The 21,849-nt window shown below is 72.6% G+C and carries 28 protein-coding genes and 1 pseudogene; 12 read left to right on the top strand and 17 right to left on the bottom strand.

Annotated features, from left to right (window positions below):
* The first annotated feature begins 26 nt into the window (after window positions 1–26).
* The 3 genes from AB0A63_RS37480 to AB0A63_RS37470 all read left to right on the top strand — a co-directional run bounded on the left by AB0A63_RS37480 (window position 27) and on the right by AB0A63_RS37470 (window position 2,795).
* Complete coding sequence (locus AB0A63_RS37480) at window positions 27–428, top strand: hypothetical protein (RefSeq protein ID WP_360400419.1); 402 nt, start codon at window positions 27–29, stop codon at window positions 426–428.
* 84 nt (window positions 429–512) lie between these two features.
* The gene (locus AB0A63_RS37475; RefSeq protein ID WP_360400416.1) at window positions 513–1,637 is read left to right on the top strand and encodes a hypothetical protein; all 1,125 of its coding nucleotides are present in this window, start codon (window positions 513–515) and stop codon (window positions 1,635–1,637) included.
* Window positions 1,638–1,727: 90 nt separating this feature from the next.
* Entirely contained in the window at window positions 1,728–2,795 is a 1,068-nt protein-coding gene (locus AB0A63_RS37470) for a spore photoproduct lyase family protein (protein WP_360400413.1), read from the top strand.
* Between the two features lie 18 nt (window positions 2,796–2,813).
* Here the strand turns inward: AB0A63_RS37470 and AB0A63_RS37465 are convergent, their stop codons facing one another.
* The 4 genes from AB0A63_RS37465 to AB0A63_RS37450 all read right to left on the bottom strand — a co-directional run bounded on the left by AB0A63_RS37465 (window position 2,814) and on the right by AB0A63_RS37450 (window position 4,504).
* Window positions 2,814–3,038, bottom strand: coding sequence for an Imm1 family immunity protein (locus AB0A63_RS37465; protein ID WP_360400410.1), 225 nt, complete (start codon window positions 3,036–3,038; stop codon window positions 2,814–2,816).
* A gap of 11 nt (window positions 3,039–3,049) precedes the next feature.
* Complete coding sequence (locus tag AB0A63_RS37460; protein ID WP_360400407.1) at window positions 3,050–3,301, bottom strand: hypothetical protein; 252 nt, start codon at window positions 3,299–3,301, stop codon at window positions 3,050–3,052.
* Window positions 3,302–3,413: 112 nt separating this feature from the next.
* Window positions 3,414–3,557: a hypothetical protein gene (locus AB0A63_RS37455; RefSeq protein ID WP_360400404.1), complete on the bottom strand. Its 144-nt coding sequence runs from the start codon at window positions 3,555–3,557 to the stop codon at window positions 3,414–3,416.
* A gap of 89 nt (window positions 3,558–3,646) precedes the next feature.
* The gene (locus tag AB0A63_RS37450) at window positions 3,647–4,504 is read right to left on the bottom strand and encodes a hypothetical protein (protein WP_360400401.1); all 858 of its coding nucleotides are present in this window, start codon (window positions 4,502–4,504) and stop codon (window positions 3,647–3,649) included.
* A 225-nt stretch (window positions 4,505–4,729) separates the two neighbouring features.
* Here AB0A63_RS37450 and AB0A63_RS37445 point away from each other — a divergent pair, with 225 nt between their 5' ends.
* Genes AB0A63_RS37445 through AB0A63_RS37430 form a run of 4 tightly spaced genes read left to right on the top strand, consistent with a single transcriptional unit; the run spans window position 4,730 to window position 7,080 of the window.
* Window positions 4,730–5,455: a transglycosylase SLT domain-containing protein gene (locus AB0A63_RS37445; RefSeq protein WP_360400398.1), complete on the top strand. Its 726-nt coding sequence runs from the start codon at window positions 4,730–4,732 to the stop codon at window positions 5,453–5,455.
* Window position 5,456: 1 nt separating this feature from the next.
* Complete coding sequence (locus tag AB0A63_RS37440; RefSeq protein WP_360400395.1) at window positions 5,457–6,491, top strand: CHAP domain-containing protein; 1,035 nt, start codon at window positions 5,457–5,459, stop codon at window positions 6,489–6,491.
* Window positions 6,488–6,769 carry a YbaB/EbfC family DNA-binding protein gene (locus tag AB0A63_RS37435; RefSeq protein WP_360400392.1) on the top strand — a complete coding sequence of 94 codons (282 nt, stop codon included), beginning with the start codon at window positions 6,488–6,490 and terminating at the stop codon, window positions 6,767–6,769. The genes AB0A63_RS37440 and AB0A63_RS37435 overlap by 4 nt, the downstream gene beginning before the upstream one ends.
* A complete protein-coding gene (locus AB0A63_RS37430; RefSeq protein WP_360400389.1) occupies window positions 6,766–7,080 on the top strand; it encodes a hypothetical protein in 315 nt (104 codons plus the stop codon). The genes AB0A63_RS37435 and AB0A63_RS37430 overlap by 4 nt, the downstream gene beginning before the upstream one ends.
* 10 nt (window positions 7,081–7,090) lie before the next feature.
* Here AB0A63_RS37430 and AB0A63_RS37425 read toward each other — a convergent pair whose 3' ends face one another.
* Window positions 7,091–7,864, bottom strand: coding sequence for an ESX secretion-associated protein EspG (locus AB0A63_RS37425; RefSeq protein WP_360400386.1), 774 nt, complete (start codon window positions 7,862–7,864; stop codon window positions 7,091–7,093).
* A 28-nt stretch (window positions 7,865–7,892) separates the two neighbouring features.
* On the opposite strand from AB0A63_RS37425, the gene AB0A63_RS37420 reads away from it, so the two are divergent.
* The gene (locus AB0A63_RS37420; RefSeq protein WP_360400383.1) at window positions 7,893–8,669 is read left to right on the top strand and encodes a helix-turn-helix domain-containing protein; all 777 of its coding nucleotides are present in this window, start codon (window positions 7,893–7,895) and stop codon (window positions 8,667–8,669) included.
* Here the strand turns inward: AB0A63_RS37420 and AB0A63_RS37415 are convergent.
* The 7 genes from AB0A63_RS37415 to AB0A63_RS37385 all read right to left on the bottom strand — a co-directional run bounded on the left by AB0A63_RS37415 (window position 8,584) and on the right by AB0A63_RS37385 (window position 13,038).
* The gene (locus AB0A63_RS37415) at window positions 8,584–9,153 is read right to left on the bottom strand and encodes a hypothetical protein (RefSeq protein WP_360400380.1); all 570 of its coding nucleotides are present in this window, start codon (window positions 9,151–9,153) and stop codon (window positions 8,584–8,586) included. The two genes, AB0A63_RS37420 and AB0A63_RS37415, sit on opposite strands and share 86 nt — an antisense overlap.
* A 35-nt stretch (window positions 9,154–9,188) precedes the next feature.
* Complete coding sequence (locus tag AB0A63_RS37410) at window positions 9,189–9,860, bottom strand: hypothetical protein (RefSeq protein WP_360400377.1); 672 nt, start codon at window positions 9,858–9,860, stop codon at window positions 9,189–9,191.
* Complete coding sequence (locus tag AB0A63_RS37405; RefSeq protein WP_360400374.1) at window positions 9,853–10,125, bottom strand: hypothetical protein; 273 nt, start codon at window positions 10,123–10,125, stop codon at window positions 9,853–9,855. Before AB0A63_RS37405 ends, AB0A63_RS37410 begins: the two co-directional genes overlap by 8 nt.
* Window positions 10,122–11,357 carry a PPE domain-containing protein gene (locus AB0A63_RS37400; RefSeq protein WP_360400371.1) on the bottom strand — a complete coding sequence of 412 codons (1,236 nt, stop codon included), beginning with the start codon at window positions 11,355–11,357 and terminating at the stop codon, window positions 10,122–10,124. Before AB0A63_RS37400 ends, AB0A63_RS37405 begins: the two co-directional genes overlap by 4 nt.
* Complete coding sequence (locus tag AB0A63_RS37395) at window positions 11,354–11,785, bottom strand: hypothetical protein (protein WP_360400368.1); 432 nt, start codon at window positions 11,783–11,785, stop codon at window positions 11,354–11,356. Before AB0A63_RS37395 ends, AB0A63_RS37400 begins: the two co-directional genes overlap by 4 nt.
* A 230-nt stretch (window positions 11,786–12,015) precedes the next feature.
* Window positions 12,016–12,531, bottom strand: coding sequence for a peptidase inhibitor family I36 protein (locus AB0A63_RS37390; protein ID WP_360400365.1), 516 nt, complete (start codon window positions 12,529–12,531; stop codon window positions 12,016–12,018).
* Window positions 12,532–12,579: 48 nt separating this feature from the next.
* Window positions 12,580–13,038, bottom strand: a complete 459-nt coding sequence (locus AB0A63_RS37385; RefSeq protein WP_360400362.1) for a hypothetical protein — start codon at window positions 13,036–13,038, stop codon at window positions 12,580–12,582.
* Window positions 13,039–13,162: 124 nt separating this feature from the next.
* Between AB0A63_RS37385 and AB0A63_RS37380 the strand changes: the two genes are divergently transcribed.
* Window positions 13,163–16,012 carry a BTAD domain-containing putative transcriptional regulator gene (locus tag AB0A63_RS37380; protein ID WP_360400359.1) on the top strand — a complete coding sequence of 950 codons (2,850 nt, stop codon included), beginning with the start codon at window positions 13,163–13,165 and terminating at the stop codon, window positions 16,010–16,012.
* Window positions 16,013–16,101: 89 nt separating this feature from the next.
* The gene (locus AB0A63_RS37375; RefSeq protein ID WP_360400356.1) at window positions 16,102–16,530 is read left to right on the top strand and encodes a DoxX family membrane protein; all 429 of its coding nucleotides are present in this window, start codon (window positions 16,102–16,104) and stop codon (window positions 16,528–16,530) included.
* A gap of 222 nt (window positions 16,531–16,752) precedes the next feature.
* On the opposite strand, the gene AB0A63_RS37370 is transcribed toward AB0A63_RS37375, so the two are convergent.
* From AB0A63_RS37370 to AB0A63_RS37360, 3 genes are all read right to left on the bottom strand, one after another.
* Complete coding sequence (locus tag AB0A63_RS37370) at window positions 16,753–17,889, bottom strand: serine/threonine-protein kinase (protein WP_360400353.1); 1,137 nt, start codon at window positions 17,887–17,889, stop codon at window positions 16,753–16,755.
* 73 nt (window positions 17,890–17,962) lie between these two features.
* The gene (locus AB0A63_RS37365; protein WP_360400350.1) at window positions 17,963–18,304 is read right to left on the bottom strand and encodes an STAS domain-containing protein; all 342 of its coding nucleotides are present in this window, start codon (window positions 18,302–18,304) and stop codon (window positions 17,963–17,965) included.
* 77 nt (window positions 18,305–18,381) lie between these two features.
* Complete coding sequence (locus tag AB0A63_RS37360) at window positions 18,382–18,804, bottom strand: hypothetical protein (protein WP_360400347.1); 423 nt, start codon at window positions 18,802–18,804, stop codon at window positions 18,382–18,384.
* 254 nt (window positions 18,805–19,058) lie between these two features.
* Here AB0A63_RS37360 and AB0A63_RS37355 point away from each other — a divergent pair, with 254 nt between their 5' ends.
* A complete protein-coding gene (locus tag AB0A63_RS37355; RefSeq protein ID WP_360400344.1) occupies window positions 19,059–20,036 on the top strand; it encodes an L-threonylcarbamoyladenylate synthase in 978 nt (325 codons plus the stop codon).
* Window positions 20,037–20,282: 246 nt separating this feature from the next.
* On the opposite strand, the gene AB0A63_RS37350 is transcribed toward AB0A63_RS37355, so the two are convergent.
* Both AB0A63_RS37350 and AB0A63_RS37345 read right to left on the bottom strand, forming a co-directional pair.
* Window positions 20,283–20,921 carry a carbonic anhydrase gene (locus AB0A63_RS37350; RefSeq protein WP_360400341.1) on the bottom strand — a complete coding sequence of 213 codons (639 nt, stop codon included), beginning with the start codon at window positions 20,919–20,921 and terminating at the stop codon, window positions 20,283–20,285.
* A gap of 44 nt (window positions 20,922–20,965) precedes the next feature.
* Complete coding sequence (locus tag AB0A63_RS37345; protein WP_360400338.1) at window positions 20,966–21,430, bottom strand: peroxiredoxin; 465 nt, start codon at window positions 21,428–21,430, stop codon at window positions 20,966–20,968.
* Window positions 21,431–21,658: 228 nt separating this feature from the next.
* On the opposite strand from AB0A63_RS37345, the pseudogene AB0A63_RS37340 reads away from it, so the two are divergent.
* Window positions 21,659–21,849, top strand: a pseudogene (locus AB0A63_RS37340) (fasciclin domain-containing protein); the annotation flags it as partial.

Raw genomic sequence — 21,849 nt, 5'->3', positions numbered from 1 at the left:
AATCCTCCACTGCACGGCGAAACCACGTGGAGGTGGGCACCTGTCTGCTCAAGCTCACCTCAGCGAACGCGAATGACATTACTGGAAGCCCGGTGGTGTCCTTCTCCGCGACGATCCCGGCGGTCGCGCCGGTCCGGTGCGCGGCGGCGAATTCAATCGGCCGGGAATGTTCTTCGGATTTCCGTCCGGCACGCCGCTGCCGCGACGGCCCGCCTCGAACCGGCACGCGTCTGGGCGGGCGCCTGCTGCTGCTCGACATCGGCGGCGGCTCGGTGGAGACCGCCCTGGGCCGTGACGCCGGTGCCCGCGAGGGCCGATTCGTGAGGTGGCCGTCAATGGTGCTCACCGGATCGGGCGAATGTGCGGAGAATGGGGTTCGTTCACTCGATGAGTTGATGCTTTCCCCGTGCGGAGCTGTCGGAAATTGACGCTGATCGCCCGTTTCGATCATGATCAGATTCATGATCGAAACGGGCGATCACACGAATCGTCGCCTTTTCCTCCGTGCCGGCGTGGTGACCGCGGGCGGTGCGGGCCTGCTGGCCGCGACCACCCCCGCCGCCGAGGCCGCCACCGGCTCGCACGTCTTCCGGGTGGCGCACTTCGGCGCCAGGGGAGACGGCCGCACCGACGACACCGCCGCCGTGCAGCGCGCGATCGACGCGGCCTGCGCCTTCGCCGCACGCGCGAACGGCTACGCACGCGTCGAGTTCGACGCCAGGACCTACCTGCTCGCCACACCACCGGCCCGACCTCGCCCCGGCCCCACCCACGCGGCCGGCCAGCTGCTGTTCCCGGAACGCACCTCCGGCCCGCAGATCACGGTCGAGCTCGCCGGCGCCGGCACCCAGCAGGGCCTGCAGTTCATCCCGGACGGCCGGCAGACGGCGGCGGGCACCATGCTGAAGTCGACGGTCACCGCCACCTGGGACGGTCTTGCGACCGGCATGCCCCCGGCCGTGATCGCCTCGCCGAAGGGCAACGTGTGGGGCGGCTTCAACCGCGTGGCCGTGGCGGTCACGAACATCGCCGTCCAGGTGCCGTCGAACCCGTCGCTGGCCGGCCTGAACCTGCTGTGGGCACCGCAGGTCCGCCTGCGCGGCGTCCGCGTGTGCACCCCGGACCCGCTGCCCGCGGTGGTCGAGCCGGAGATCCCGTGGTCCACCGGCGTCGTCCTGCCCGGCGGCGGCAACAACGCGGTCGTCTACCTGCGCGACGTGCACATCGCCGGCTTCCACACCGGCCTGCTGTTCGGCGAGCACACCGACGCCTCCAGCGTCCTGGTCTTCGCGTGCAAGGTGGCGCTGGCCCCGTTCGGCAGACGCCTGCACACCGCCCGCTTCGGCCTGGTCACCGTCGAGTGCTGCCCGACCGTGCTCTCCGAGGTCAGCTGGGAGACCGGCCGCGTCGCCGGCACCGAGGGCGACAGCCTCAAGATCGACCTCCTCGACGTCGAGGAGTACAACGGCTTCAGCCGCAGCCTGGCCTGGACCCGGCACGACTGCCACGTCTTCGACCCGAACAGCGTGCTGCGGGGGTGGATCTGGATGGCCCGCTCCGGTGCCGACTACCTGAACATCCCGCTGACCCTGCAGGGCGCCCGGCACCTGCAGATCTCCGAGATCCAGCAGACGTGACCGGGTCGCCGGAGGAGAGTTGCGCCACGTGTTCACCCTGGTAGCGCGCATGCGCGCGGTTTTTGTCGGTGCCGTGTGGACACTGCAGGGGTGAGCACCTCGACACCGCTGCTGAACCCGACCCGCATCTACGTGGAGCCCGCTGCCGCGCTGCTGCCGCGCGGCCGCGAGGTGCTCGACCGGTTCCCGGACGCGCAGCGGGTCGAGGTCGACAGCCACTGGCGCATCCCCGATCTGCACGGCGACGAGGCCAACGCCCAGCGGTGGGTGCGGATCAAGCGCGAGGCGCTGGTGCTCGGGGTGAAGAAGTCGCTGAGCGCGCGCCCCAACGGCCGTTCCGCGCACTTCATCGCCCCGTCCACCGCCAACGGCTGCGCGATGGCCTGCGCCTACTGCTACGTGCCGCGGCGCAAGGGCTACTCCAACCCCATCACGGTGTTCGCGAACATCGACCAGATCACCGGCTACCTGGCCCGCCACGTCGCCCGGCAGGGCCCGCTGACCGAGCCCGGCCAGATCGACGACCACGCGTGGGTCTACGACATCGGCGAGAACTCCGACTGCTCGGCGGACGCACTGGTCAGCGACAACGTGCGGGACCTGGTGCGGCTGTTCCGCGGCCTGCCCACCGCCAAGGCGTCCTTCGCGACCAAGTACGTCAACCGCGACCTGCTGGACTGGGACCCGCGGGGCCGCACCCGCGTCCGCTTCTCGCTGATGCCCGAACGCACCGCGAAACTGCTCGACATCCGCACCACCCCCGTCGCCGACCGCCTCGCCGCCCTCGACGACTTCCGCGCCGCCGGCTACGAGGTGCACGTGAACCTCAGCCCGGTCGTTGTGCACGACGGCTGGCTGGAGGACTGGCGGCAGCTGTTCCAGTCGCTCGGCGACGCGGTCTCACCCGCCACCCGCGCGCAGCTGGCCGCCGAGGTCATCATGCTCACCCACAACCAGCCGCTGCACGAGGTCAACCTGCGCTGGCACCCGCGGGCGGAGGACCTGCTGTGGCGCCCGGACCTGCAGGAGGTCAAGCGCAGCGAGGGCGGAGGGGTCAACGTGCGGTACCGGCGGGGGCTCAAGCGGGAACTGCTCGACTCGTTCCTCGCACTGGTCGCGGAGCAGGCTCCGTACCTGCGGGTCCGGTACGCGTTCTGAGCTCCGGCCCGGGGTGGATCAGGAGACGTCCGACTCCTGCCAGTGCACGCAGGTGGGGCGTTGACCTGTTTCCGCGAGCTCCAGCAGCGCCTCTCTGAGCTTTGCCAACGGGATGAGGGCATCCGCGGGGAACCGGGTGCGCGTGTCCACGTCGACGTACAGCGTGATGTCCCGATCATCGGGACGGGTGGCCGAATTCCCGTGTGGGTGTTCATCGGTCCGGCGGGTGACCCACGCACACATTTCGTCGTCCTTCATCTCGGACGAGACAGGACGGCCTGATCCGGGTCGTGACACCGGATCATCGTCGGCCGCGAAACTCGGTGGTCCATGGCGTGCATGGCCGCGACCCGGTGTGGCACATCGATGTCGAACTTCAGCTGGTGGTCCGGGAGCTTGAGCGCACCGACCTTCGGGCGATCCCGCAGGTACACGACAGTCGGGTGGGGCTGTTCGTTGGCCAGGACATCGGCAAGCACCTGGTCGAGCTTCGCCTCCGAGTCCACCCCCACAGGGGTCCGGCCGCGGTTCTCGGGAGAGAAGTAGTACGCGTCGAGAACATGTTTCACGGCAGGCTCCTTCCGGTGAAGGTCTCGGAGTCTGCCGGACCATGAACTGTCATCGTTTGCCCAGGTAAAGCACATACGGCAACAGGTTGGCGCATGAGTAGAGCTCGTTGTTGACCACTGGTTCGGTGTGGGAGATCCCAGCGTTGCGCTGTCGCCAGGCCACCTTGATCTCGACGTGCTCAGCGGCTGCCACCCGGCCTCGCCCTCCTCGCGGAAACCCCAGCGGTTGGAGGAAGGTGCCGACCCGTCCGTGGCGGTGCTTGAGGCGACGATCCGGAGTGCTCAGCGGTGAACGGGTTCGCGAGCGCGCCGATCGGGGTGGATGACGTCCATCTTCAGCAGGTTCTCCTCGGGCAACGCCGCCAGCACGGGCTCGATGTCGGCCAGGAGTGCCTGTGCGGCGAGCAGTTGGTCGCCGATGCGCTTGCGGTGCTGACGCAGGACCTCGACGCGGTGCTCGGCTTCGGTGACGATCCGCCGCGCGTGCTCGGTGGCGTCGCGGACGGTCTTCTCGGCGCGGGCCTGAGCGGAGCGCTGCTGCTCCTCCAGCGCACGCATCTGTTCGGCGCGGCGCTGGGTCATGGCCTGCTCGAAGTCCGCCTCGACCTGCCGGCGGAGCTGCGCGGCCTGGTCGTCGAGCTGGCGGCGGCGCCGTTCCGCGTGCCGGGTCATCGTCTCGACCTGGGCGTGGGCGCGGGTCATCAGCTCGCGGTGCTCGGTCTCCACGTCCGCGCGGCGCCGGTCGAGGTCGGTCACGAGGTGCTCGGCGCGCTGGCGCAGGCGTTCGGCGGCGCGGTGGGCGTTCGCCCAGTCCTGCTCGGCGGCGCTGCGGGCGCGGGTGGTGATCTCCTCGGCTTCGGCGTGGGCCAGCTCGACCATGCGCCGGGTGCGTTCGGTGAGCGCCTCGGGGTCGATCGGTGTCCGGCAGATCCGGTCGACGCGGGCGCGCAGCTCGGCGATCTCCGTGCGGGCGGCTTCCAGTTGCCGGGCAAGGGACTCGGCCTGGGCCAGGGCGGCGTCACGGTCGGCGGTGAGCGCTGTCGTCTCGCTCTCCGCCGCGTGCACGTAGTGCTGGACCTGGTCCTGGTCGTAGCCGCGCCAGCGCACGTCGAAGTCGGTTCGCAGCGGCAACAGCTCCACTTCCCCCTGCTCCTCTCCAGTCGCAGCAACACTCACCCGGAAGACGAAGCGGGGCCGGCGAATGTTCCCGGGAGGGAGGCGTTGGGGCGCAACGACTTGTGTGATCTGGATCAACCGGCGGTCGCACGGCTCCGGTGCACGGCCACTGGTCCAGCCGTGCACTGGAGCTGTCCCAGCGCGCAACGCACCTGTCGCGGTGATCGCCCACCGGCCAAGCTCACCGGCATGAGCAGGTTGAGCCCCGAGCAGATCGCACAGCACGCCCGTGCCGCCGGGTTCGAAGGACAGGGCCTCACGATCGCGATCGCCGTCGCCCTCGCGGAGTCCGGTGGGGACCCGCGGGCGCACAACAGCCGGCCGCCGGACGACTCCTACGGGCTGTGGCAGATCAACATGCTGGGCGCGATGGGGCCCGAGCGGCGCCGGCAGCACGGGCTCGACTCGAACCGCGACCTGTTCAACCCGCGGACCAATGCCAAGGTGGCCAACGCGATCTCCGGTGACGGCAAGTCGTGGACGCCGTGGTCGACCTACACCAACGGTGCCTACCGGAAGTACCTCGACATCGCGCGCCGGGCGGCGAAGGACAGCCCGCGGCGGGCGCCGGCACGGCCGGAGCGCGGGGGCAGGGGCGGTGGCGGTGGCGGGTTCGCGGTGGACCCGGAGGCGCTGGACCGCTATGTGCGGCAGGGCAGGGGCATCGCCGACGACATCGCGGCGATCGGCACCCGGCACGTCCGGCAGGTCGGCAAGATCGCCGACGACAGCTTCGGGCGGATCGGCAAGGAGACCGGGTTCGCGTCGGCGCTGGAGGCGTTCGGCGCGGCTCTGCACCGGCAGGTCGACGGGGTCGGCCGCAACGCCGACCGGCTGGCGCGCTCCACCGGGCGCATGGCGGGGGCCTACCGGGCGCAGGACGACGCGATCGCCGACGACTTGAAGCGAGGATGACGTGGACACGCGAGCGATGGCGCTGCAGTTCGCCAGGAGGATGGTCGGGCACCGCAACGCGTTGGCGGGCAAGGCGGACGACGCGATGCGCGTGCAGTTCGCGCTGCACCAGGCGGGCAGTGCGCTGGAGGACCAGCGCGACGCCGTGCGCAAGGCCGCGGGGACCGCGCTCGGCCACTGGCAGGGGGCGAACTCCGAGCAGTTCGAACGGCGGTCCGACCGGCTGGGCAAGCAGCTCAGGATGACGGCGGCGGCCGGCACCGAGGCCGAGAAGGTGGTGGCAGGGGCGAGCAGCGCGCTGCTCACCGGGCACACCGCGGCGCAACGGCTGGTCGACGAGTACGTCACCAAGGCCGCCGCGCTGCTCGACGCGGGGGTCGCGAGCGGATCGCGGGCCGCGCTGATGAAGGCGGTGGCCGCCGCGGCCGACCTGGAACCGCAGTACACGCGGGAGTCGGTGCGCACCGTGCGACAGGTCAAGGCCGAGCTCGACGAAGCCGGGCGGAAGCTGCGCGCGCTCACCAAGGAGATCCAGGACGACGGCATCGCCGATCCGCGCGCGGCACGACGCGGCGGCGGTGGCGGTGGCGGTGGCGCGACGAAGCTGTCCGGTGCGAAGGTGCGCAAGATCGTGTCCGCCGCCCGCGGCGAGATCGGCACGCGGGAGAACCCGCCGGGCAGCAACCGCAACCCGTACGGGCCGACGACCTTCTGGTGCTCGTCGTTCGCCACGGCGATGTGGCGCAGGGCCGGTGTGGACATCCCGGTCCTGCCGTTCACCGGGGACGTCTACCGCTGGGGCCAGCGAAACGGCAAGGCCTACGGCAACGGCGACCTGAAGCAGCACGTGCGGCCCGGCGACGTGCTGCTGTTCGGCACCGGGCCGCAGAGCCCCGCCACCAGCAAGCACATCGGCATCGTCGAGAAGGTCGACGGGAACACGGTCACCCTGATCGAGGGCAACTCCGGCGACCAGGTGCGCCGCAACACCCACCAGCTCAGCAGCACCAAGTTCTACGGAGGAGTGCACCCGTGACCACCGGACACGCCCACCACGCCACGGGCATCGCTATCGAGGTCGGCGTGGGCGGCGGGCTGCGCGCCATCACGCTGACCGAGCGGTCGATGCGGCTGGGCCGCGCCGCACTCGCCGACGAGATCCTGACCCTGGTGCGCACGGCGACCGCGCGGGCCGGCGAACGCGCCAGGCACGTGCTCGGCGGCGAGCACCTGGAGGCGCTCGGCATCCACGCCGACCCCGCGCTCGTCGAGGAGATCGAGTCCACGACACCCGAGAGCTGGATGGTCCGATGACGCACGAACCGCAGACCGTCGAGGAGATGCTGGCCGAGGACGACGACCGCGAACCGCTCGGCGTCCGTGCCGCGCTGGACGCGATCACCTGCTCCGCGCGGGAGGACGACGTGGTGGTGACGGTCGACCTGCACGGCAAGCTCGTCGGGCTCGACCTCGGTCCGCGGGCGATGGCGGTGCGGCCCGCGGCGCTGGCGGCGCGCATCCACCGGCTCGTCGAGTGCGCCGCGCAGGAGGCGCTGCAGGAAGGGGAGGCGGTGCTGGCGGCCGTGCTGGACGAGGCGGTCCTGGCGGAGCTCGTGCCGGTCTGACCGGACCGGACTACGAGGCCTCGGCCAGCATGTCGGTGAGGCGCCGGGTGATCCAGGCCAGGTCGGCGGGCACCACCCGGACCCACTGCTCGTCGCGGATGGCCTCGGTCGTGATGACGTACCGGCCCGCCCTGGTGTCCGACCAGGTGAGCACCGGCGAGCGCCCGCGACTGCCGGTCACGGCCAGCTGCCCCGCCCCGAGCCGGCCCGCCTCCGCGATGGTGATGAGCGGGCGCATCGCGCTGCCGCGCACACCCGCGTCGGCCAGGGCCCGTTCCAGGCCGTGGTACCCGCTCTCCACGTGTCCGCGCAGGGCCGCCGAGTACGCCGGGCGCGGCAGCCGCACCTGGTCGCCCGGTCCGGCCGGGTGGTCGCCGAGCAGCTTCGCCACGGCCCGCACGAGGTCGGTGCGCGCGATGGGTTCGAGGGCCAGCTCCTCGTTGTTCAGCACGGCGAGCACGCCGCGGCTGCCCCTGACCGCGGCCAGGACGCGCCACGGCTGGTCGCCGAACACCAGAGCGTCGACGGACACCGCGTGGTGGCGCAGCATCCCGAGCAGCTCCTCCAGCTCGGGGACGACGTCGCCGTGGTCGTCCGCCAGGCCGGCGCGGGCCAGTTCCGCGAACACGTCCACGGCCAGCTGGTCGCGCTCGTCCTCGGTGGCGCCGTGGGACGGCACGTCGAGCGCGGCGGGCAGGTCACCGAAGCCGAGGTCCTCCCACACCAGGTCGAACTCCAGGTGGGACAGGACCACCGCGCCGGTTGCGGGCAAACGCCGTGCCATGAGGACTCCCGTGGTTAGTCTTGACCGCGTGCAGCACGACGCAGAGGTCGCGAGCGGTGTGCTGGTCGTGCGTGCTTCCGGTGCCGCCGCGGCGAAAGCCGCGTTCACCGGTGCGCCGTCCGCGCGGACGCCGGCGGCCGTCCAGTTGCTGATGAGGTGCCCGGTGCACCGGTCGCTGCCGGAGGCCGTGCACGTGTTCGGCGACTGCTCGCTGCACGTGCTGCCGGTCGGCGCGATCATGCTGACCGTGCCGGAGACCCGGCTGTCGACGGGGGTGCGCGAGCTGCGGCCGCTGATGTTCCAGCCCGTCGCGGTCGGTGCCGGTCTGCGCAGCGCGTTCGCGAGCGCGGTCGGCCACCTCGTCACCGCGCGCGACGTCCTGGACCCGGTGGGCGCGGCGCACCACCTGGTCGGGCTGGCGGAGCTGGTGCTGCGCAGCGCGTTGCGCGAGGAGCTGGAACGCGCCGACATCGCCACCGGGCATCGGCGTGCCGCGCTCGAGCACATCCGCGCGCACCTCGGTGAGCCGGACCTGACGCCGGGGCGGGTCGCCAAGGCGCTGAACATCTCGCTGCGCCGCCTCTACCAGGTGTTCGAGGGGGAGCCGAACGTCGCCGAGCGGATCAAGGTGCTGCGCATCGACCGGGCCAAGGCGCTGCTGGCCGACCCGGCGAAGGCCGACCGCGGTGTCGGTGAGATCTCCCGCGACTGCGGGTTCGTCAGTGCGACGCACTTCTCCCGGGCCTTCCGCGCGCTGGTCGGGCAGCCGCCGACGGAGTACCGCCGGCGCGCTCTGGCGAGGTGAACTCCACCCCGTTCACGAACCGCCCGGTGATGCCCGCCAGCTCCAGCCACCCGCGCCCGCTGGGGGAGTGCAGGGTGAACACGGCGATCCGCGGGCGCGCCGGGTCGGGCACGACGATCTGGAGCTGCGCCCCGACGCCGTCGACCGGAACCCGCTCGACGATCGCCACCGGGTAGCCGGTGCCGGTCGTGGCGGTGGTCAGCTCCTTGATGCCGGGGCCACCGGCGTCGGCGAGGTGGAAGCACAGCTCCTCCGCGGCCTCCGCGCTGAGCGCGCGCTCCACCGCGACCAGGCCGGCCACCAGGACCGCCGGGTCGGCGTCGCGGTGCTCGACGACCGCCACGAAGCTCGCGTGGTGGCGCTGGGCCAGCTCGGCGGCCTGCGTCGCCGCGACCTCCAGGCCGGGGTCACGTGCCCGGTCTGGGCCGCGCAGCTGCCGCAGCAACGCCAACAGCTCGGCGGAGGTCGTCTCGACCGAGCCCACTGCGACCGGGATGACGCCCCGTACCGGCGTGAGTCTCACCGCTGACCGAGTGCCGACGCGAAGGCGGCCGCCCCGCCCGCCGGTGTGCCTGCGGTGCGCGGCGTCGTGACCAGCACACCGGCCAGCGCACCGGCCAGCGCCGAGTGGTCGTTCAACGCACGGACGATCCCGTCGAACAGGTCGGCGCGGCTCGGCACGTGCCCGGCCGCCTCGACACCGCCGGAGACGAGGCGGCGCAACCGCTCCTCGACCCGCCGGGCGGCGCTGCGGTGGTCGGCCTCCAGGTCACGGGCGGCCGCGAGCACGCCGTCGAGCTCGCCGCGCAGCTCCTCCAGCCGCGCGGAGGCGGCCACGTGCTCCGGTCCGCCGCGGAACGACGCGATCACCACGGCGTTGTCCGCGTCGTCGACCGCACCCCGCAGCGCCCGTGCGCGCCGGTCCAGCTCCTCGGCCCTGCGCTGGTTCGCCAGCACCGTCCCCGCCCAGTCGTCCAACGCATCGGCAGCCGCCCCGAGGGTGCGCTGCGCGGTTTCGAGCTCGTCGCGCACCTGCGCGAGCCGTGCCGTGAACGCGTCCGCCGCCGCGCCCGTCCACCCGGTGGGCGGCGCCGGGACCTCGACGCGGTGGCGGCAGCGGTCGCTCGCCGCGGCGACGGTGCCCGGATCGCCCGGCACCGGGTCGAACCCGAGGCCCCGGTAGTCAGCCATGGTGCAGCTCGTCGGCGTCGCGGTAGGCGGCACTGGCCGCGCGCAGCTCGTCGGCGGCCTCGGCGAGCTCGGTGCGCAGCGCCGCGGTCCGGTCCGCCCACGACCGCAGCAGCTCGTCCGCCGCCGCCGTGACGCCGGGGCCGAGGTCGCCGCCGGAGCCCTGGCCGAGCGCGGTGGTCACCGCCTCGACCTCGGCAGCCGTGCCGTCCAGCCGGGTCGCCGCGGCCCGCACCGCGGCGACGTCGGTGACGTAGCCGTCGCTCATTCGCCCAGCACCGGCGGCGCACCCGGCGGGATGTCGTCGAGGAGGTCCATCTTCTCCGCGTACCGGTTGGTGTGGTGGCGTTCCTCGTCGTTGCCGCCACCGAACGGCGGCGCCATGCCGTACCCCGGCGTTCCGGGGACACCGGCCGATCCGCGGCCGCCCAGGCTCGCCGCGGTGCCCCGGCCGGCCTGCTGGCCGAGCACACCGGTGGCGCCGCCGGGCACTCCCGGTCCGGCGCCCGGCGTCCCCGGCGCGGTGCCACCGGACGTGCCGCCGGACGCGCCGCCGAGGAAGCCGTGCGTCCCGTGCGTTCCCTGAGGTCCAGAGGTGCCGAACGGTCCGCCGAACGTCGTCGTGCCGTTGAGCGTTCCCGTGGCGGAAGGGCCGACCGAGGCCACACCCGTGTCGTCGTCGGCGGCGGGCGGCACCGGAACGTCCGGTACCTGCTCCGGTGGTTGCGGCGTGGGCGTCGGCCCCGGCCTCGGCGCCGGATCGGGGCGCGGGACGGGGTCGGGCCCCAGGACCACCGTGGGCGGCGGTGTGGTGGGACCCGGTTGCTGCGCGGTCGGTGGTGCCGTGTCGAACACCGGCAGCGTGGAGCGGGTGTGCCGGCTCTCGTTCTCGTAGACCTGCATGACGGCCACCGCCTCGGCCTTGGCGTTGCGCGCCTCGGTCTTGGTCGGCATGTGGTCGTCGGTGAGCTGTTCGAGCAGGTTCAGCCCCTGCGGCCCGTCGGCCACCTTGACGTCGTAGCCCTCCCGGAAGTGCCGTTCCGCCCAGTAGTGCACGGGTTCCGGCAGCCGCCGCTTGGTCTCCTGGAGCACCGTCGTGTAGGTGTCCATGCCCCTGGCGACCCGCTCGGCGGAGTCGCCGACCGTCTCGCCCCACGACGTCAGCGCCGTCGCCGCCTGGGCCGCGAGCTCGGCCGAGGGCCCGCGCCACGACGCGGTCAGCCGGTTGACGACCTCCTGCACGGCGCGCGAGGTGTGGCGCAGCTGCGGTGCGAGCTCCTGCCACTGAGCGGTCCGCACGGACATCCCCGGCAGGTCAGCCGAGTGCACCATGTTCCACATCTGCTGGTGGGTGTAGACCTCCCAGCGGATGGTCCCGGAGTCGAACGCCTCCTCGCGCAGGTTCGCGCGGCGTTCCCTGCTGCGCCTCCGCTCGCGCCTGAGCTGCTTCGCGGTGGGTTTGTGCTCCTCGGAGTGGTAACCCTTGTCGCGCCCGCTCATGCCTGCCCCTTGAATGCCGCCGCGGTGTTCTCGTCAACGGCAACGTGCATTTTCTTCACGTTCTCCAGCGCGTCGATCACGAGGTCGAGCTGCTGCACGTAGGACTGCAACGCGGCCCGCACGCCACCCTCGACGTCGCGGGCCCGCAACCCGAACGCCTTGCGCATCTGCCGTGCGACCGGCCCCTTGCCGTCCGGCAGCGGTGCCGCCAGCACGGCGCTGTCCGCGAGGTGCCCCGCCAGCTCGTCCCTGCGCCGGTGCAGCTGGCGAATGGCCTGGTCGAAGTCGGCGGGGTCGACCTCGATGCGGTCCGCACCGGTCGTCGGGACGCCCACCAGGCCGCCCACACCGATGCCGGCGGCCGACCCCACGACCTCGGCGACGCTCCCGTCCCGCAGCGAATTCTTGAGGCGCTCGGCCTCGTCCATGCTGCCCACCCTGACCACGGGCGCACACTCCCTCGTTCCGACGGTTCGGTACATGGTGTCCGGATGCGGCCGGAAGATCCAGTACCGGGTGCGCGGATCGGCACGAAAGCTGCGCGCGTGGGCAAAACTGCCGCCAAGGATGTCGAATGGCGAATTCAGGAAAGGGCCGGGGAGCACCGCGGGCCGACGTTCCCCCGATGGCCGGCGAAAGCGACCGCGACCTATCCGACCTAGATCTCGTCGGCCTTGTCGTTCCAGCCGAACTCGCGGAAGTCGGAGTAGATGCCGCCCGCGCGCAGGAACGCCTCCTGGTTCGGGAGCGCGGTGCGGTAGTTGACCAGCGTCGCCCCGCCCTGGATGCGGTGCAGCGCCCCGCTGCTGGCCTGGTCGCGGAACCCCCAGTCGGCGAGCTTCTTCTTGCCCGGCAGGTTCCACTGCAGCCGCCTGCCGGTGTGGTTGATGTCGGCCCAGAGGCAGACCCACGTGTTCTTGCAGTCCTCCGCCGCCGCGATGCCGGCCTCGCGCGTGGCGGCGGCGAGTTGCTGCGGCGTCCGGAAACAGCGGACGTCGCCGAGGGCGAGCTCGGCGCAGACCTGCGCGCCGTCCCAGCTCCGGGCCAGGTTGATGGTCCGCCCCTCGAACGACGCCCGCACCCCCGGTGCCGCGCCGGCCTGGACGGGGACCGCCGCGATGAGCCCGATGACGGCGGCGGCGATCCCGCAGTTGCGAGTGGACTTCCCGAACATGATCTCTCCTCGCTGGTGGTCGGACGTGACGTGCGGACCCGGTGCCGGTCAGCAGCCCTGCCGGCCGCTGCTGATCTGGTAGCGGAAGCCGTGCCAGTCGATGTAGCCGACGGCGGCCACGCAGCGGCTGGCCGTGCCCGTGACGCCCCTGGGCCCCGCGTAGTAGCGGTAGTTGTCCAGGTCCGGGGTGGAGGAGCGGTCGATCGTGCAGGGCTGGCCTTCGCCGCTGCTCTCGACGCAGCGGAAGGTCCGGACGTAGGTCGGTGCGGCTACCCCGTAGGCCGCGCCCCGGTGGTAGAAGCAGGCGCTGTTCGTGCCGCCGTCGGAGCTGTTGTAGAAGATCGTCAGCTCACCGACACCGCCGATGGTGTCGCTGTAGCTGATGGTGCCCGAACACGACACCGCCGCGTTCGCGGGTGCCGCCGACACGACCCCCGCGCCCACCACCACGGCGGCCAGCGGCAGTGCGGTCATCACCGATCGTGCTGCTCTTCCGACGAAGCTCATCGCTGTCCCCTTCGCAACGGTTTCCGGTCTGCTCAGGACTGTGCAGGGCGGTGCTGCACCGTCACGGAAATCTCACGGAAAGTCACTGGTCGGCGTACCGTTGGCGACGGGGAGGGACAGCGCGATGCCAGATCTTCGGTTCGGGGTCCTCGGACCCGTGGTCGTGTGGAGGGGATCGGACGCGGTAGGGCTCAGGCCCGGGAAGAGCTGCCAGGTCCTCGGGCTGTTGTTGTTGCACGCGAACGATTGCGTGGACCGCGACCGGATCATCGAGTGCGCCTGGGGGACGAGACCGCCGCGCAGCGCGCTCAACCTCGTGCAGAAGTGCGTCGGCGACCTGCGCCGGTCGCTGGGTGACGACGGCGGCGTGCTGGAGACGGTGGGCTCGGGGTACCGGCTGCGGGTGGCGCCCGAACAGCTCGACAGCGCCGTGTTCGCCCGAGGCCTGGCCCAGGCGCGGACGACCAGGAACGACGGTGACCTCGCCTCCGCGTGGCAACGGCTGTCGCAGGCCGTGGCGCTGTGGCGGGGACCGGCGTTCAGCGGCATCGACACGCCCGCGGCGGAGACCGAGCGCATCCGGCTGGAGGAGTACCGCCTGGCCGCCCTCGAAGACCTGGCCGAGCTGGACCTCCTGCGCGGTGAGCACGGCCTCGCCGTCGCCGAGCTGTCCCGCCTCGCGGCCGAGCACCCGTACCGGGAACGGGTGCGCGAACTGCTGATGATCGGGCTGTACCGCGGTGAACGCCAAGCCGACGCCCTCGCCGTGTACGAGGACGTCCGCCGGCTCCTCGCCGACGAGCTCGGCGCCAACCCCGGCCACCGCCTGCAACGCGTGCACGCCCAGGTGCTGCGGGCCGACCCGGCGCTCGACCTGGTGAGCGCCATCCGCGAGCCGGAGACCCGGCAGCCGCGCCAGCTGCCGGCCGACATCGCCGACTTCACCGGCCGGGAGACGGCACTGGACGCGGTGCTCGGGCTGCTCACCGGTGGACGGGTGCCGGTGGTCGTCGGCGCTCCCGGCACCGGCAAGTCGATGCTCGCCGTCAAGGCCGGCCACCGTGCGCGCGAGCGGTTCCCCGACGGCCAGCTGTACCTGGACCTGGCGGGCACGGCCGCCGTGCCGAGAGATCCCGCGGCGCTGCTCGCGGAGCTGCTGCGCGCGCTGGGCGTCACCGACGCGGTGATGCCGGACAGCCTGCACGAGCGGGCCGGCCTGTACCGCTCCCGGCTCGCCGGGCGCCGGGTGCTGGTGCTGCTCGACGACGCCGCCGGTGCCGGTCAGGTGCGGCCGCTGCTGCCGCCGTCCGACGGGTGCGCGGTGCTCGTGACCAGCAGGCGGTGGCTCACCGACCTGGAGGGCGCGCACCACGTCGAGCTGGACGTGCTGCCTCCCGCCGACGCCCGCACGCTGCTGGCGCGGGTCGGTGGCGCGGACCGGATCGACCGCGAACCGGAGGCGTCGGACGCGATCGTCCGCCTGTGCGGGTACCTCCCGCTGGCCATCCGGATCGCCGGGGCACGCCTCGCCAGCCGCGGCGCGTGGACGCTGGGGCTCCTGCGCGAACGGCTGGAGGACGAGTCGCGCCGGCTGGCCGAGCTGCGCGTGGGCGACCTCGACGTGCGGGCCAGCTTCCAGCTGAGCGTGCGGCAGCTGCCCGAGGCGGCCGGACGGGCGTTCCGGCTGATGGGCCTGCTCGGCGCGGAGACCCTGCCGGGGTGGGTGGTCGGCGCGCTCACCGGTGAGCGCGACGCCGAGGACGTGCTGGACGCCCTCGTCGACGCCAACCTGCTCCGCCTGGTCGGCACCGACGCCGCCGGCCAACCCCGGTACCGGCTGCACGACCTGCTGCGCACCTACGCCGCCCGCGCCGCCGCCGACCACTACAGCGAGACCGAACGCCGTGCCGCCGTGCGGCGGGTGCTGGGCGCCTGGCTCGCCCTGGCCGAGCAGGCCCGCGACCTGTTCCACCCCGCGTTGTTCCAGCACACCCCCGGACGGTCGGACCGCTGGCAGCCGGACCACGTCGTGGCCGACCCGGTCGCGTGGTTCGACGTCGAACGGGCGACGTTGCTGCGGGCCGTGGAGCTCGGCGCCGAATGGGGACTCGACGAGCTCGTGTGGGAGCTCGCACTCGCGTTCGTGCCGTACTACGACCACCGCAGCCTCTACCAGGACTGGCGGCGCAGCCACCGGATCGCGCTCGACGCCACCCGTGCCGCGGGCAACGCGCACGGCCAGGCCGCGCTGCTGCAGGGCATCGGCCAGGTCCACGTCTACCTCGACGAGCTGGACGAGGCGCGGACGGCGCTGGAGGAGTCCCTGCGGCTGTACCGCGACCTCGGCGACCGGCGCGGGGAAGCGCTCGCACTGGCCGGCCTGTCCACCGTGTGGCGCGTGCTCGACCGCACCGACCTCGCCCTGCGCTGCGCCGGTGACGCGCTGGCCCTGCTCGACCGGGTCGGGCACCCGCCCATGCAGGCCCAGCTGCGCAGCTCGATCGGCTTCATGTGGTTCCAGCAGGGCCACGGCTGCCACGCCGGCGCCGTGATCGCGGACGGGTTGCGCATCGCGCGGGAGCTCGGCGACCGGCACCGCGAGGCCGTGATCCTGCGGACGATGAGCCAGTACCGGCAGACCTGCGGCAACAGCACGGAGGCGCTGCGCTGCCTCGTCCAGGCGCTCACCATCTTCAACGAGATCGGCGACGAGCGCTGCGCCGCCTACGCCGAGCAGCGCATCGGCAGCGTGTACGCCGGCCTCGACGACCCCACCAGGGCCGGTCCCGCCCTCGAACGCGCCGCCGGCGTCTTCCGCCGCAACGGCGACCGCCGCAACGAGGCCGAGTGCCTGCAAGCGTTGGGGGAGCTGGAACTGCGGCACGGTGCTCCCGGCGCCGCCGAACGCCACCTCGGCCGCGCACACGACCTGGTGCGGACGTTGGACAGGCAGGTGCTGACGGGAACCGGATGAGTCCTGACCCCGTGCGTCCGGCCAGTGCCTTCTGCTGCGGGCGAACAGGCCTTTACCTCCAGTTTCGTGGAGGTTCCAGGATGATCCGCATGGGGAAGACCGTGAAGTACATCAACGTTGTCGTGCGGGTGTTGTTCGGAGCGCTGTTCGCGTTCTCCGGGTTCACCGGCCTGTTCGGGATCGGGTCGCAGTCGACCGACGGCATGTCGGCCGAGGCGGTCGCGTTCGCCACCGCGCTGGGGGAGAGCGGGTTCATCGTGCCCGTCACCAAGGTCGTCGAGCTGGTGGCCGGGATCATGTTGCTGGTCAACAGGTTCGTGCCGCTCGCACTGGCGCTGCTGGCGCCGCTGGTGGTCGGGATCTTCGGGTTCCACGTGCTGCTGGAGCCCAGTGGTGCGGTGCTCGCCGTGGTGCTCGCGGCGGCCGAGGTCCACCTGGCCTGGGTGCACCGGGACGCGTTCGTGCCGATGTTGCGACCCACGGCTCCGCGGGTAGCGCCGTCGTCGGCCAGGTCGTAGCCGGGTGGCCGGGCGGAGCAGTCCGTTCGGCCACCTGGACGCCCCCGTGTTTGCCGGTTCGCGGCACGGGGGTACGCCGGGTCCATGGTCATCCTTGCTGAAGTTTCCGGACGGTACGACCACGTTCCGGACAGCCCCTGGATCCTCCTCGTCCCCGTCGCCCTCCTGGCCGCGGGGTTCGCCGTGAACTGGTGGAAGGAGCGCCAGCGGCAGCGGTGACCGTCAGCGCTTGCCGTGCGGGCCCTTGGCCTTCTCGGCCTTCTTGCCGGGTGGCGACGCGGGCTTGCCCGCCTTCGGCTGGGGGACGGGCTGGACCTGCTGCGGGCTGGTGACCTCGGCCTGCTGCTCGACCGCCACCGCCACCGGCACCGGAACCGCTGCGGGGGGAGCGGTGGTCGTCGCGGCGGGAGCCGACGGCGTGGACGGGGCGGGTGCGGACTCCACGGGCGGCTGCGGTGCCAGCGCGACCGCGGTCAGACCGGCCGTGGCGACCAGGGTCGCCACGGCCGCGGCCTTGAGGACGTGGTGCAGGCGGCGCCGGGGCTGCGGCAGGGCGATGTGCGTGGCCGAGTCGTCAGAAGCACGCAGGATGCGGGCGCAGTCCGCGGCGGTCGGGCGGCGGCGCGGGGACAGCGAGGTCATCAGCGTCAGCAGGCGGTGCAGGTCGGTGGGGAGGTCGTCGGGGACCGCGGGCCGGCGGTGCAGGCGGGCGACGGCCGACTCGATCTCGCTGCCCTCGAACTCGCGGCGGCCGGTGAGGCATTCGAGCAGGACCAGGCCGAGCGCGTAGACGTCGACGGCGCTGCCGGGGTCCTCGCCGCGCACCTGTTCCGGGGCCAGGTAGGCGGCGGTGCCGACGACCTGGTCGGACCTGGTGAGCCGGGTCGTGCCGACCAGGCGGGCGAGGCCGAAGTCGGCGAGGTGGGCGTTGCCGTCCTCGTCGAGCAGGATGTTGGACGGCTTGATGTCGCGGTGCACCACGCCCGTCTCGTGCACGTGGGCGAGCGCCTCGGCCAGGTCGGCGCCGAGCAGGCGGACCTCACCGACTGTCAGCGGGGCGCTGTTGATGCGCTCGCGCAGCGTGCAGCCGTCGATGAGCTGGAGGACGACGAACGGCGTGCCGTCGCTCGTCCCGGCGTCGTGCACGTCCACGAGTCTGGGGTGCGACAGCGAGGCCAGGGTTCTGACCTCGTTGTCGAACCTCCGCTCGTGGGAGACCTCGGAGCCGTTGTGGAACAGCTTGACCGCCACGTGCCGTTGCAGCCGGGTGTCCCAGGCGCGGTGGACGTCGGCCATGCCACCCGTGCCCAGCAACTCGGCGAGCACGTACCTGTCGGCGAGGAGGCGGTCCGGCGGCATGGCGGCCTTCCTGTCGGCTGTCGGCTGCCTGCCTGGTTCCCGCATTCTTCGAGCGCAAACATCTTTTTCGGCCTCAGCGGCCGGAAAGTGCCTCCGGCACGCTGGCGTGCAGCTCGATCATCTCGTTCAGCGTGGTCGCGCGCAGGGCCCGCAGGACGCTCCCGGCCGGTGCCACGACCCGCAGCGGTGTGCCCTTGTCGACGCCGCGCAGGTGGTACTCGACCAGCACGGACAGCCCGGACGACGCCATGAACGACACGTCCGTCACGTTCAGCACCACCGCGAGCCGGCGGTCCGCGGCCTGGGCGAACGCCTCGTCCAGGTGCTCGCGCAGCAGCGGCGCGGTGTAGGTGTCGACCTCGCCGGTGATCTGGAGGACCATTGCGTTGTCCCGCAGGTCGGTCTTGGCTTCCACTGGTGTCACTCCTCCCGAGATCCCCGTTTCCAGCCTGTCACGCCGGGCACGGGTTGTCGATCAACGGGCGGTGTGGGTCAGGCCTCGTCCGGCGCGGTCAGACGCGCGTCGGGGGCCTGGCGCGGATCGGGGGCCTGGCGCGGGTCGGGGACGGCCCGCGCGCAGCGCAGCCGTGCGAGCTGCCGCAGCAGTTCCTGGCGGACGGGCTCGACGTCGGCGACGAGCGCTGCGAGCTCGTCCAGGCCGGCGGCGTCCGGGTGGTCCCGGCGCCACCGCTCCAGCTGCCGCGCCATCGCCGCCTGCCCGGCACCCGCGTCGCGGTACTCGTCGTCGAGCCGGTCGCACCACGAGCTGTCGGCCTGCTCCGGTGCCATCCCGGCCAGGTCGCTGATGAAGCCGCGGGCCTCGGCGAGCTCGGCGCGCAGGTTCGCCAGCGCGACGGGCAGCATCTCGATGCCCAGTTCCGACACGTCCTGCCCGGCTGACCGTTCGTCTCCCACTCCGGCGACGATACGAACGGCACCGCCTTCACAGGCCTGAGCAGCACCGATCGCACACGAAAGTGTGTACCGGAGCGTGGTTGGCCGGGTGCGGTCCGGGCATTCTCGCCGCGTGCGGTGAGAGGAGTCCCGTCAGGCGCCGGTGGACCGGGGCGTCGGGCGGTCGACATCGGCGGGGGCGTGACCGGCAGGCCGCGCCCCCCGCCTCCACCCGTGCCGCGGGGTGAGGTCGCGCCGGGTGGGAGGATCGTCCGGTGTCAGCAGGAACCAACGACATCGAGAAGGCGGTCGGCGTGCTCCGCGCCGGAGGCCTGGTGGCCCTTCCCACGGAGACCGTCTACGGCCTGGGCGCGAACGCCGAGGACCCGGCCGCGGTGCGCCGCGTGTTCGAGGCCAAGGGCCGCCCGCCCACGCACCCGCTGATCGTCCACATCGGCAGCGCCGGCCAGTTGGCCGACTGGGCGGAGGACGTGCCCGCCACCGCGCGGCTGCTGGCGGAGCGGTTCTGGCCGGGACCGCTGACGCTGGTCCTGCGCCGCGGTGCCCGAGTACCGCTGGAGGCGACGGGCGGCCTGGAGACGGTGGCCCTGCGCGTGCCCGACCACCCCGTGGCGCTGGCGCTGCTCTCGGCGTTCGGCGGCGGCGTGGCGGCCCCCTCCGCGAACCGCTTCGGCTCGGTCAGCCCCACCACGGCCGACCACGTCCGCGCGGAGCTCGGCGACGCCGTCGACCTCGTCCTGGACGGCGGCCCCTGCGCGGTCGGCGTCGAGTCGACCATCGTCGACGCCACCGGTGACGTCCCGAGCGTGCTCCGGCCCGGCGGCGTGACCCGGGAGGAGCTCGAAGAGGTGCTGGGCGTGCCCGTGGCGGTGCACTCGACCAGCAGCGTCCGGGTGCCGGGCCAGCACCCCTCGCACTACGCGCCGCGGGCACGGGTCGTCCTCGTCGAGCCGGAGCAGGTCGTCGCCGAGGCGGAGCTCGTGCAGGGCATGGGGCACCGGGTGGGGGTGCTGGTGCCCGCGTCCCACACCGGTGCCGAGCCGGACGTGCACGCCGTGGTGCGCGTCCCCGACTCGGACGCCGCCTACGCGCGGGGGCTGTACGGCTTCCTGCGGGAGCTCGACCAGCGGGACTGCGACGTCGTCGTGGCCTCGCCGCCGGAGGAGGCCGGGCTGGGGCTCGCCATCGCCAACCGGCTGCACCGCGCCGCGGGACCCCGGCCGACCGACTGAGGCGGCGCGGCCGGGGGTGGGCGCGGACGTGGCGGGAGTTCGGCTCATGGCGGGGCGTCCAGTCGGCGGCGGATGTCCGCTGTGACGGGGACGCCCCGGGCCGCGTGAGTCCGGTCGGTGGCGGGATGCCCTGGTCGCGTGACTCCCGCCGACACCGGGCCATGCCGTCGTGACGGACGCCCTAACCGCAGGACTCCCGCCGACAGCAGGACGCCCCAACTGCAGGAGTCCCGCCGGCGGTCGTGACTAGTCCGCCGTGACCGGAGCGTCCAGCCCACGCGCCGCGACCAGGCGTGCGCTGCCGTCGGCGAGCCGGTAGCAGAGGCCGACGACGGCCGCCTTGCCCGTGGCGACCCGGTCGGCGAGCAGGCGGGAGCGGTCGAGCAGCAGGTCCACGGTGCGGCTGACGTGTTCGGCGAGGACCTCGTCGGCCTCCACGCGGCCGGCGGCGCGTGCCGCCAGCACGCTGGGGGTCACCCGTTCGACGACGTCGCGGATGTACCCGGCGGGCACCGCGCCCTCGTCGAGGGCCGCGCACGCGGCGGCGACCGCACCGCAGGCGTCGTGGCCGAGGACCACGACGAGCGGGCAGTCCAGCACGTCCACGCCGTACTCGACGCTGCCGATCACCTCGGCGCCGACGACGTGGCCCGCTGTGCGGACCACGAACAGGTCGCCCAGACCGCGGTCGAAGATGATCTCGGCGGCCAGTCGCGAGTCCGAGCACCCGAACAGCACGGCGAACGGGCGCTGCGCCGGTGCGATCTCGGTGCGGCGGGTCGCGTCCTGGTTCGGGTGCTCGGGCGTACCGGCGACGAACCGGTGGTTGCCCGACAGCAGCAACTCGAAGGCTTCCTGGGGCGTCGGGGAGGTCAGCTCGGCCATGATCACAGACTAGGTGAAATCCGGCGCCGTGCCGACTGGCCGGGTCAAGACATCTCGGCCGCGCGCGTTCGCAGGACCGCGAGGGCCTCGTCGGCGTGAACGGTGAAGTTCAGCTCGCCCTTGATCAGGCGGAGCACCGTGCGGTCGATGTCGATGACGAACGTGCGCCGCTTCGCGCGCAGCGGGCTGAACCGCCGCCACACGCCGAACTGCTTCGCGACCGCACCGTCCGCATCGGACAGAAGCGGGTAGTCGAAGCCGTAGGTGGTGGCGAACGTGCGCTGTTTGGACACGGTGTCCGGGCTGATGCCGATCCGGTGTGCGCCGACCTCGCCGAACTCCGCCGCCAGGTCGCGGAAGTGGCAGCTCTCCTCGGTGCAGCCGCCGGTCATCGCCGCGGGGTAGAAGAACAGCACGACCGGGCCCGTGGCCAGGAAGGCCGACAGGGTGCGCGGTTCGCCGTTGTCGTCGGTGAGGGTGAAGTCGGGTGCGATGTCTCCTTGTTCCACCCGGGGTCTTCGGGTCCGTACCGAGTATGGATTGGTCCACGGAAGAGTGCATGACAGACGGGATTCCACGCCGGTTGTATGTCCACTGTGGACGAAAAACTCATTTGTGCAGGTCACGCGCGATTTGCGGATTCTTCGGTAACGAACCGATAACCGCACCCATCCGATCGGCCGTGCGGTGCGAACTACTCACATCAACTGCTCGAAACCCCTTGGAGATGTCCCGTCATGAACAAGACCGTCCGCAAGACCGTCCTGGCCGTCGGCGCCGCCTCGCTCGCCCTCTTCGGCGCGGCCTGTGGCTCGGGTGACATGGCCAGCTCGAGCTCCACCACCGCGACCACGTCGGCGACCTCGATGGCACCGCCGTCCTCGTCGGCGATGGCCGACCCCGCCTCGAACCTCGTCGGCCCCGGCTG

Origin of the sequence: Lentzea sp. NPDC042327 (assembly GCF_040647275.1) — a bacterium.
Classification (GTDB): domain Bacteria; phylum Actinomycetota; class Actinomycetes; order Mycobacteriales; family Pseudonocardiaceae; genus Lentzea.
This window is presented reverse-complemented; position numbering and strand designations above follow the sequence as displayed.